Consider the following 10199-nt stretch of genomic DNA (forward strand, 5'->3'; position numbering starts at 1 on the left):
ATGTTGGAAAAACAACACTTTCTGTATAGTTGTGTTTGGGATGCAACGCCGCGGTCCCCCCACCTCAACGTAGAGAAAACGGAGCAGCTCATGTCATTGCCTTCTGCGGAACCGGTCCGGACTATTCGTTACGGCCTCATCGGAGCCGGCCATATGGCCCGCGAACACGTCCGGAACCTTGCCCTGATCCCCGGAAGCACCATCACCGCAGTCTCCGATCCCACGCAGGCCTCACTGGAAGAGACCGTGAAGGAGATCGGTTACCAGGTGCAGACTTTCCCGTCCCATCAGGAACTGCTGGCCTCCGGCCTGGTGGATGCGCTGGTCATCGCCAGCCCCAATGACACGCACCTGGGCATCCTGAAGGACATCTTCGCCAGCGGAACCAACCTCCCGGTCCTGGTGGAAAAGCCGGTGTGCACCAGCGCCGGGCAGGCGGACGAACTTGAGCAGCTTGCCGCCAACTACACCGCGCCGGTCTGGGTTGCCATGGAATACCGCTACATGCCGCCGGTGCAGGAAGTCATCCAGGCCGCGCACAGCGGCAAGCTCGGCAACATCCATATGCTCTCCATCGTGGAGCACCGTTTCCCGTTCCTGCACAAGGTGGACGCCTGGAACCGCTTCGCGGAACGGACCGGCGGCACGCTCGTGGAAAAGTGCTGCCACTTCTTCGACCTTATGCGGCTGATCCTGCAGGACGAGCCCGTCCGCGTCTACGCGAGCGGCGGCCACGACGTAAACCACATGGACGAGGTGTACGACGGCCGTGTTTCCGACATGATCGACAACGCCTACGTGATTGTGGACTTCAGGGGCGGCCGCCGGGCCATGCTGGAGCTGTCCATGTTCGCCGAAGGGTCCAAGTTCCAGGAGCGGATTTCCATTGTGGGTGATGCGGCCAAGATTGAGACGCTCATCCCGGTGGCGGCAAATCACTGGATTCCCGGAGATGAGGCAGAAGCCACCGTGGAGTTCAGCCCGCGCTCGCCGCTGGGTCCGGAAAAGCATGAGGTTCCGGTGGATGAGGCAGTGCTCGCTGCCGGCGCCCACCACGGCTCCACCTATTACGAGCACCTTGGCTACCGGAAGGCGATTCTTGGTGAAGGGCCCGTGGAAGTAACAGTGGCCGACGGCCTGCAATCTGTCCGGATGGGCCTGGCTGCCGAACGTTCTATTACGGAAGGCCGCCCCGTGGAGCTTACGATTGCCGCTTCCGGGGTACGTTCGTAAGTAGATTGGTGTTGGAATTGCAACACTCCGCCTGGCTGCGGCCCGGCATATTGGGGAGGAAAGAAGGGGTTATGGGCACCGCACGGAAAGAGGGTGCGCTGACGTCCCGGCAGCGCACCATCCTGGACGAGCTGGGCAGGCGCGGGTTCATTTCCACGACCGACCTGGCGGAGACGTTTGCAGTTTCGGACATGACCGTGCGGCGCGACACCCGCGTCCTGTCCAAGCTGGGCCTGGCCCGGGTGGTCCACGGCGGCGTCAGTGCGGTCGATGGGCACGGGCAGAACGCGAACTTCGCGGCGCGTGTGCGGGAAGACTCGGACGCGAAGCTACGGGTGGCGCGGGCCTGCGTGTCGATGATCGGCGAGCGGGACGCCATCATCCTGGACGCGGGAACCACCACCTACCAGATTGCCCAGGAGCTGCCTACTTCCTTCACCGGCACCATCATCACCCACTCGGCGCCGGCCATCCAGCGGTGCCTGCAGCTGACGGCGGCGCGGACCATTTGCCTGGGCGGTGAGCTCCTGCTGGACAGCCAGGCGTTCAACGGACCCATGACGGTCAGTGCCGCTGCCGGGCTGCGCGCGAAGACGGCATTCATTGGCGTCAGCGGGATTCACGACGAGGCGTTCTACATTGAGCGGGACGTGGAGCGGGCCACTAAGATCGCCCTCATGAACTCTGCGGAACAGGTGGTTGTTGTGGCCACCCACCAGAAAATGCTGCGGTACGCACTGGCGCGGCTGGCCGCCTTTGACGCAGCGGACGTCCTGGTGACCGATGCGCCCCCGCCGGCAATGATTGAGGACGCGCTGGGTGCGGCCAACGTCAAGCTCGTGGTGGCGGCATGACCGCGCCGCTGCGGGTAGCCCTGCCCGACCAGAAGCTCATGGATGCTCTGAAGGGGACGGCCGGCGTCGAACTTCTCCTGTGGGACCTCACAGGGCCTGCTCCGGAGGGCCGGCTCGACCTGCTGGTGCCGCCCTACATGGGCAAGCCGGGTGCGCTGGCGGCCCTGGACGGCGTGGATGTCGGGCTGGTCCAAAGCCAGTCCATCGGGTACGACGGCGTGGCGGACGTGCTGCCCAACGGGTGCGTTTTCGCCAACGCAGCGGGAGTGCATGAGACGTCGACGGCGGAACTCGCCTTGGGCATGATGATCGCCAGCCAGCGCGGCATGGCCGATTTTGCCCGGAACCAGGCCACCGGGACCTGGGACAACAGCCAGCGGCCCAGCCTGGCCGACCGGCGGGTGCTGCTGGTGGGTTACGGGGGAGTGGGCAAGGCCATCGAGGCCCGGCTGCTGCCGTTCGAAACCGAGGTGACCCGGATGGCCAGCCGCGAACGCGAGGACGCCGCCGGAAAGATTTTCGGGATTGACTCGCTGTATGAACAGCTGCCGCTGCACGAGATTGTGGTGGTGAGCGTGCCCTTGAGCGAGCAGACCCGGCAGCTGGTGGACGCGAAGTTCCTGGCGGCGATGCCCGACGGCGCGCTGCTGGTGAACGTGGCACGAGGACCGGTGGCGGACACCAATGCGCTCCTGGCGGAGACGTCGTCCGGCCGGCTTCGGGCAGCCTTGGACGTGACAGACCCGGAGCCGCTGCCGGCCGAACATCCGCTGTGGACCACGCCCGGCGTGCTCATCACACCGCATGTGGGCGGGGCGAGTTCGGCGATGTTCCCGCGCATGGTCCGCCTGGTCAAGCAGCAGATCGGGCTGATGCTGGAGGGCAAGGAGCCGTTGAACGTGGTGCTGGGCGGCGCGCCGGACTAGGCGGTCTACTCAGAACCTGGCGCGGCTCCTATGCTTAGGGCCATGTCCACCTATGAAGTCCGCCGCAGCGCGGTCATTCCTGCCCCTGCCGAAGACATCTTTCCGCTGGTCAACAGCTTCCACGAGTGGACCAAATGGTCGCCGTGGGAGACCGTGGATCCGGGCATGAGCCGGCGCTACTTCGGCAGCGAATCAGGTGTGGGCGCAGGCTATGAGTGGAGCGGCAACCGAAAAGCGGGCAGCGGAACCATGGAGATCGTCGAATCCGAGCCGTCCAGCCGGATTCACGTCCGCCTTCAGTTCACCAAGCCCTTCAAGGCCCTGAATCCGACCACTTTCACTTTCACCCCCGTACCGGGCGGCACCGAGGTCAGCTGGGTGATGACCGGGGAAAACAAGGGCGCGGCCAAGCTGTTCGCACTCTTTATGAACATGGACAAGCTGGTGGGGTCGGACTTCGAACGCGGCCTGAAATCACTGTCCGAAGCAGTCGCGGCTCAGAAGAGCTGACTCCCGGCGGCCAGTTATACCGCCGGCTCGCGCCTTCTGCGGAACACCAGCCGCAGGTTGTCCCGGAGGCTGAGGCTGTTCCGGCGGCTTACCACAATGATGGCGAACAGTGCGGTCAGCAGGACCACTGCACCGCCGGCGGCTACGGACCAGCGGGCACCGAACTCGGAGCCGATCCACCCCATCAGCGGGGCACCAACGGCAGTTCCGCCCTGCAGGATTGCCAGGTAAAGGGCCAGCACCCGTCCGCGGAACTGGGGCTCCACCGAGAGCTGGATGGTGGTGTTGCAGCTGTTCAGGAACGTGATGGACGCCAGGCCCACCGGGATCAGGACGGCGGCGTAGAGCCAGAACGACGGCGATACGCTGCCCAGGAGCGTGAAAGCGCCAAGGCCCAGCGCTCCGCCCAGGAGATACCGCAGCCGCGGGCCGGCCCTGCGCGCCGCAAGCAGCGCTCCGGCCAGCGTGCCCACCGCCATGATGGAGCCGAGGAGCCCGAATTCGCCGGGCCCCACCCCGAACTCGGTGGTGGTCATCAATGCGTTGGTGATGGGGAAGTTCATGCCAAAGGCGCCCAAAATGCCCACCATAAAGAGGATCAGTACCAGGTCCGGCCTCTGGCGGACGTAGCGCACGCCTTCCGCCACCTGGTGTTTGCTCCGGGACGGCCGGACGGCGGGGGCCAGTTCGGACGTCCGGATCCTGAACAGCGAAATGATGACGGCGGCGAAGCTTGCCGCGTTGAGCAGGAACACCGGGCCGGTGCCCACCCAGGCGATCAGCACGCCGGCGATGGCCGGGCCGGTAAGCCTGGCGGTGTTGAAGGATGCGGAGTTCAGTGCCACCGCGTTGGAGATGTTGTCCTGCCCCACGAGTTCGGAAACGAATGCCTGGCGCGACGGCGCGTCAATGGCCCCAGCGATTCCAAGGCACAGCGCGGCCAGGTAGGCGTGCCAGAGCTGGGCGGTGCCCGTGACAACCAGGAGTCCCAGCACCAGCCCGGTGACGCCCATGGCCACCTGTGTCCACAGCAGGATGATGCGCTTGCGGTAACGGTCCGCCAGCACCCCGCCGTACGGGCCCAGCAGCAGCATGGGAAGGAACTGCAGGCCGGTGGTGATGCCCAGGGCGGCGCCGGAATGGTTGGTGAGGACCGTCAGGACCAGCCAGTCCTGCGCCACCCGCTGCATCCAGGTGCCGATGTTGGACACGATCGCCCCGCCGGCCCAGATGCGGTAGTTGCGGTTTTCCAAGGCCCGGAACATGGCGCTCATTTGCCGCTCATCTCCTGCATGATGTGGGCCGCGCGGCTCAGGACCAGCCTGTCTTCCTCGCTGAGTCCCGCGACGCGCTGGGCCAGCCAGGCGGTGCGCTGGTTCCGGGCCTCAGCCAGGACGGCGCGGCCCGCGTCGGTGATGTCCACGCGGACCTGGCGGCCGTCGTCGGGATTTGCGGCCCTGGACACAAAGCCCTGGTCGGCGAGCGCATTGACGATGCGGGTCATCGAAGGGGCCTGCACGTGCTCCCGCTCCGCGAGTTCGCGCAGCGTGGCGGCGCCGCTTCCGTGGAGTTGGGCCAGCACTGTGTATTGGCCCGGCGTGATGACATCACCGGTCGCTTCAACGCGGAGCCTGCGGGATGTGCGCATCACGGCGGTGCGCAGCTCGATGGCGAGGTTATCAGCGGTGATCGGATCTTTGGGTATGACGTTCGCGGTGCTGGTCACTGTGGCTTTGCGCCTCCTGAAAATGCTTAGCAATGCTAATTAGTCCTGCTAATAAGTATGCTGCTGCACTCCGCCGGGGGCAAGGGTTGAAGGGGTTGACGTGCATCACTGGTTACGCTGGGGCATGGACTACGTACTTCGCCAGGCCACTCCTGACGATGCCGAAGCAATAGTGCTGATGCATACGCTGGCGCACGAGGAGTGCTATCCGCACCTGTTGTCCCCGGCCTTCTTCGCAGCCCGCCGTGAGGCGATTCCGGAACGGGTGGCCCGCCGTCGGAATCACCTCGACGTGGGGGACCCGCGCGTGATCGCCGTGGACGCCAACAACGAGGTGGTGGGGTTTGCCGACGCCGGCACCGGACGGGACGAGGATGGTCCCGTTCCGCTGGAGTTGTATTCCATCTACATCCTGGCGCGGGCACAGGGCTTCGGTCTGGGCTCGGCCCTGGTGGATGCCGCGATCGGGGAGTCACCGGCGTACCTGTGGGTGCTGGAGGACAACCTTCGGGCGCAGGCCTTCTACCGCAGGCATGGCTTCCGGCCGGACGGCAGGCGGGGCCTGCTCCCGCCCGAATGGGAAGCCCTGCCGGAGATGCGGATGGTCCGGACTGGGCGGCCGGTGGAGCAGCGGACCAGCAACTGATCCCTCGTTGCCGCGGGCCCGTGCGGCCCGGCCGGCCGGCCGCCCGGCGGGAGTTAGAGCCCGTTCCGCACCACTGCGCCCTGCGCCACTACAACGCGCACCTTCTCGAGGGCGGAAGCGTCGGAGAGTGGATCAGCGTCGACCACCACCACATCGGCGAGTGATCCGCGGACCAGCCGCCCGACGTCGTCCTGTCCGAGCAGGCGGGCGGCGTGCACGGTGGCGGACTGCAGCGCCTCAAGCGGCGAGAGTCCGGCTTCGGCGAGCAGACGGGCTTCAGTGCCGATGGGTGTGACGTCGGTGCCGAAGGAGTCGGTGCCCGCCACAATGGTCACGCCTGCCTCCTTCGCGGCGCGCACCGCGGCCTGCAGGATGGGGGTGTACTCCTTGCCGCGCGCCGCCAGAATGGGGTTCGTCGATGTTGCCATGCTGGTGATGGCATCCATGGTGGGCGTGAAGTAGGTCCCGCGCCGTGCCATCTCTGCGATGGTGCTTTCCGTGACAAAAACGCCGTGTTCGATGCTCTGCACCCCGGCCCGGACCGCTCCGTCGATTCCTTCCGCGCTGTAGGCGTGGCACAGGACGCCGGCGCCCTTGGCGGCTTTTACCACGGCGGACAGCTGCTCCTGGTTGTAGACCAGCTCGCGCGGATCCTGCTCGGGCAGCCCGGCGCGGGGGTTGGCGCGGGTCTTGATGACCTTGGCTCCACGCTGCAGGTTCACGCGCGTGAGATATGCCAGATCCGAGGGTTCCTTGACCCCGCTCGACAGCGTGGCGAGCGGTGCGAGATCGGGATCGGCCAGGAGCGAGTCGCCCAGGTCCGGGGAGATAAACAGGCCGGCCGGTGTCATCCGAGGTGAGACTCCTGGCGCCCACTCCGGGAGGGCTGCGAGTGCCACGTCCTGGTAGAAACTGCTCGAGCCGCTGCGGACGCTGGTGGCCCCGCCCTGCAGGATGGCGCGGGCGTCGGCGAGCGCGTTCGCATGCACGTGCACGTCCACCAGGCCGGGGAGCACCCAGCGGCCGGCGGCGTTCAGGACCTGCGCACGGCCGGCGACGGCGGCCACCGCCTTTCGCGTCTCGTCGCGCGTGCCCGCAGCGGCGACCTTGCCGCCGTCGAGCACCAGCACACCGTCCTCGACGGCGTCTCCGGTCTCGGGGTCGACGATGGTGCCGCCTTCGATGATCAGCGGGGGATGGGTGAGGGGGCTGCCGGGGTAGTTGAGGCCGGAGGGCTTGCCTCCGGCGTGTGCGGCAGGGGCGCCGCCGAGCTGCGCGGCGAGGGTGGCTACGGAGATCCCGGCGAGTGCTGCGGCGCCGGCGAGGATTCCGCGGCGGGGAAGCTTGGTTTGGGGTGTGGGGGCGGAGGTGTGGTCATGAAGGCACATCATTGTCTCCTTGCTGGCGAATTGCCCATCCGGACGCGGGCTCCGACGATGCTACGCGCGTACCCGCCCGAACTGAATGGCGGTTCTGGGATCCCAGCCAGGACGTGGCCGGTTTTCGGTGCCATCCTGAAACTGGTTGCAAAGTCCAGAGGAAGGGTTGCTTATGGCTGCACCTGTCGATGCTTTCCTCCATGACGGGTCTGGCATTCGGGTCACCGTCCACGGTGCAGGCCCCGCCATGCTGCTCCCTGTCCGGCTTGAACCGTATCCGCCGGACGAGGCCGAGACGATGCGGAAGTGGGGCGGGGACCCGGACCTGGGGGCGGCCCTGGTTGCCGGGCTTTCCGGATCGAACCGGCTGATTGTGGCGGACTACGAGGGGCATCGGATGGTCCACCCTGCAGCGGAGACCCTCACGCCGGATCACCTTACCGCCGACCTTCTCGCGATCGCTGACGCCGGTGGTGCGGATGATTTCGGCTACTACGGGTACTCCTGGCTCGCGCTCGCCGGGCTTCAGCTAGCCCTCCGCACGGACCGCCTGCGGACGCTCGCCATGGGTGGCTTTCCGCCGTGGGACGGGCCCTACCGGAGCATGCTTGCGGTGACCCGTGCCGCGCATGCCGCGTCCACCCAGGCGCCGGATCCGTCTGCCGTTCCGCTTGCCGAAGCGGAGCCGGGGGACTGGGACTCTGTGACAGTGCAGACCACCGAGGCGCAGACCCGCCAGTTCGTCACCCTCTATGAGGCGTTGCAGGATTTCGACGACGTCGGTGCTCCGGTACCGCCCGGCCTGTCCCGCCTCGCGTTTGCCGGGGCCAACGACCAGATCGACTACAGCGAGCAGTGGGGCGGCGTCCGGGTCAGTATTGGTGCGCCACTTACCAGGCACCGCGATGCGCTGGTCGCCGCCGGTTGGGACATCCAGGTCCTGCCCGGGTTGGAACACCTCAGCGCGATGCACAGTTCTGTGGTCCTGCCGATCCTGCGGGCGTGGTTGGGGAAGGTCGGCTGGACGCGGGTCTAGGATCACTGGGCGCGGGTCATATCTTCTTGCCCTATTTTGCTTTTCGCTTCAGGTCCCTGTGCCTCTTAGCGCCGCCAAATTGTCAGACCCCCTTGTGATGATGGGTTTATGGGGAAAGCGGCGGTGGTGAAGGCGTTTGAGGACATCAATGCCGCCCTTGCCGTGCTCAACGCCGAGGCGGAGGGGTGTGGTGCGGAGCCCTTCTCCGTTGCTGATCCGCTGGCCGGACTGGGAGATGGGTGCCTGGACATCCTTGCGGGGGCGCGGGTGGCGGAGGCCGGGATCGCGGCTGTGAAGGCCCGGGCTGCCGTGACGTATGCGGACACTGCCCAGGCCATCGCGGGGCCGGACATGCCGGTGCAGGCGCTGGAAACGGCTGTCGCCGCGGAAATCGGCACCCTCCTGGCCCTCGGGCCCCGGGCCGCCGGTGCGTTCCTGGCCGCCTCCCACACCGTGACCAAAGAGCTGCCGCTGGCCTTCTCGGCGTTGCAGGCAGGAACGATCACCTGGCCCCACGCCCTGGTCATGGCGGAGGAAACCGCCGGCCTTGACCCCGCCGGCGCGGCGGCACTGGAGGCACACTTCCTGGACCCCGACGTGCCCCGGCCGCCCACGGCCACCCCGGTCGGGGAGTTGCCGGCGTACCGGTTTCGTGCCAAGGCCAGGAACTGGCGGGAACGCCACCACCCGGAATCCATCGAAAAACGCCACGCCAAGGGTGTGGCGGACCGGCGGATGGAATACATCCCGGACCGCGACGGCATGGCCCGGGTTTCCCTCTACGTTCCCGCGGACCAGGCCTCAGCGATCTGGAACCGCACCACCGCCCTCGCCCGCGGCCTCCAAGGCCCCAACGAACCCCGCACCATCACCCAACTCCGCCCCGACATCGCCGCCAGCGTCCTGCTCGGCGCCGGAACCGCACTTCAACCCGGCCCGGAAACCAGCACAGAACAAAGCAACGCGGCTGCAGGCAAGCCGGGTGAAACCCACGCAGGTGCCGGGTTGGGCGACGTCCCGGTACCCAAGGCGGATGTCCTGGTCACCGTGCCGGTGTTCGCGCTGTTGGGCGCCACGGACGAACCGGCGAATCTGGACGGCTACGGCCCGATCCCTGCGTCCATTGCCCGCAAACTCGTCGACGGTGGCGCCTCTTCGTTCTACCGGGTGCTCGTTGATCCACGGGACGGGGCGCCGCTGGAAATCGGCCGCACCAGCTACCGGCTCACCAAAGCGATGAAGAAGGTACTGCAGCTCAGGGACGGTAAGTGCACCTTCCCCGGCTGCAATAACCCCTCCCTGGACAACGAGGCGGACCACCTTCAAGCCTGGCAGCACGGCGGCACCACTGGGATCAGTAACCTGGCCCAGCTCTGCCCGAAACACCACCGCCTCAAACATGCCACCGGATGGACGCCCACCCCGGCCACCCAAAACGAACCACCGGGCTGGACCTCACCCACCGGCCGCCACTACAAAACCGAACACCACGACTGGGAACCACCACATTGGCCCAGGCAACTGCACGAAGCCTCGGCGGATCCTCCGGACTTTATCTACCTTGGGCTCTCCCCAGGCGAAGAAGCACTCGAGTGGTTCCTGCACGCCCCACCCGCCTGACTCGTCGCCGGGTTTCGCTCCCTGACCTCCGCGCTCGGCCGGGGAGGCCGGCGGCCGTCGGCCCCGAGCTCAACCACCGAATCGGTTCCGCCCAGCCGCAGGATCGGCCACACGGGTCGGCTCCCCAGCCGCTCCCTAACCTCCCGCTGTCAGTCACGCCCAACCAGCGGGTGCCTGTGCGCTGCCCGCTCGACCAGCGGGTGCCTGTGCGCTGCCCGCTCGACCAGCGGGTGCCTGTGCGCTGCCCGCTCGACCAGCGGGTGCCTGTG

10 protein-coding genes are annotated in these 10199 nt (G+C 66.9%); 7 read left to right on the forward strand and 3 right to left on the reverse strand.

Annotated features, from left to right (window positions below):
• Positions 1–90: 90 nt before the first annotated feature.
• The 4 genes from AC3A4Z_RS22360 (at position 91) to AC3A4Z_RS22375 (ending at position 3523) form a co-directional block, all read left to right on the forward strand.
• The gene (locus AC3A4Z_RS22360) at positions 91–1233 is read left to right on the forward strand and encodes a Gfo/Idh/MocA family protein (protein ID WP_498714458.1); all 1143 of its coding nucleotides are present in this window, start codon (positions 91–93) and stop codon (positions 1231–1233) included.
• Positions 1234–1304: 71 nt separating this feature from the next.
• Positions 1305–2087: a DeoR/GlpR family DNA-binding transcription regulator gene (locus AC3A4Z_RS22365; RefSeq protein WP_498714460.1), complete on the forward strand. Its 783-nt coding sequence runs from the start codon at positions 1305–1307 to the stop codon at positions 2085–2087.
• The gene (locus tag AC3A4Z_RS22370; protein WP_498714462.1) at positions 2084–3013 is read left to right on the forward strand and encodes a 2-hydroxyacid dehydrogenase; all 930 of its coding nucleotides are present in this window, start codon (positions 2084–2086) and stop codon (positions 3011–3013) included. Before AC3A4Z_RS22365 ends, AC3A4Z_RS22370 begins: the two co-directional genes overlap by 4 nt.
• A 42-nt stretch (positions 3014–3055) precedes the next feature.
• Positions 3056–3523 (forward strand): SRPBCC family protein, encoded by a 468-nt coding sequence (locus tag AC3A4Z_RS22375; protein WP_498714464.1) that lies wholly within the window; start codon positions 3056–3058, stop codon positions 3521–3523.
• 14 nt (positions 3524–3537) lie between these two features.
• On the opposite strand, the gene AC3A4Z_RS22380 is transcribed toward AC3A4Z_RS22375, so the two are convergent.
• Positions 3538–4797, reverse strand: coding sequence for an MFS transporter (locus AC3A4Z_RS22380; RefSeq protein WP_498714466.1), 1260 nt, complete (start codon positions 4795–4797; stop codon positions 3538–3540).
• Positions 4794–5171: a MarR family transcriptional regulator gene (locus tag AC3A4Z_RS22385; RefSeq protein ID WP_152683898.1), complete on the reverse strand. Its 378-nt coding sequence runs from the start codon at positions 5169–5171 to the stop codon at positions 4794–4796. Before AC3A4Z_RS22385 ends, AC3A4Z_RS22380 begins: the two co-directional genes overlap by 4 nt.
• Positions 5172–5373: 202 nt before the next feature.
• Here AC3A4Z_RS22385 and AC3A4Z_RS22390 point away from each other — a divergent pair, with 202 nt between their 5' ends.
• Positions 5374–5895 carry a GNAT family N-acetyltransferase gene (locus tag AC3A4Z_RS22390; RefSeq protein ID WP_498714467.1) on the forward strand — a complete coding sequence of 174 codons (522 nt, stop codon included), beginning with the start codon at positions 5374–5376 and terminating at the stop codon, positions 5893–5895.
• A gap of 53 nt (positions 5896–5948) precedes the next feature.
• Here AC3A4Z_RS22390 and AC3A4Z_RS22395 read toward each other — a convergent pair whose 3' ends face one another.
• Positions 5949–7286: an amidohydrolase family protein gene (locus AC3A4Z_RS22395; protein WP_498714469.1), complete on the reverse strand. Its 1338-nt coding sequence runs from the start codon at positions 7284–7286 to the stop codon at positions 5949–5951.
• A 160-nt stretch (positions 7287–7446) separates the two neighbouring features.
• On the opposite strand from AC3A4Z_RS22395, the gene AC3A4Z_RS22400 reads away from it, so the two are divergent.
• Positions 7447–8310, forward strand: a complete 864-nt coding sequence (locus AC3A4Z_RS22400; RefSeq protein ID WP_498714471.1) for an alpha/beta hydrolase — start codon at positions 7447–7449, stop codon at positions 8308–8310.
• A gap of 108 nt (positions 8311–8418) precedes the next feature.
• A complete protein-coding gene (locus AC3A4Z_RS22405) occupies positions 8419–9930 on the forward strand; it encodes an HNH endonuclease signature motif containing protein (RefSeq protein ID WP_498714473.1) in 1512 nt (503 codons plus the stop codon).
• The last annotated feature ends 269 nt before the right edge of the window (positions 9931–10199 follow it).

It is taken from the genome of Arthrobacter sp. Soil_C_49, assembly GCF_057656635.1.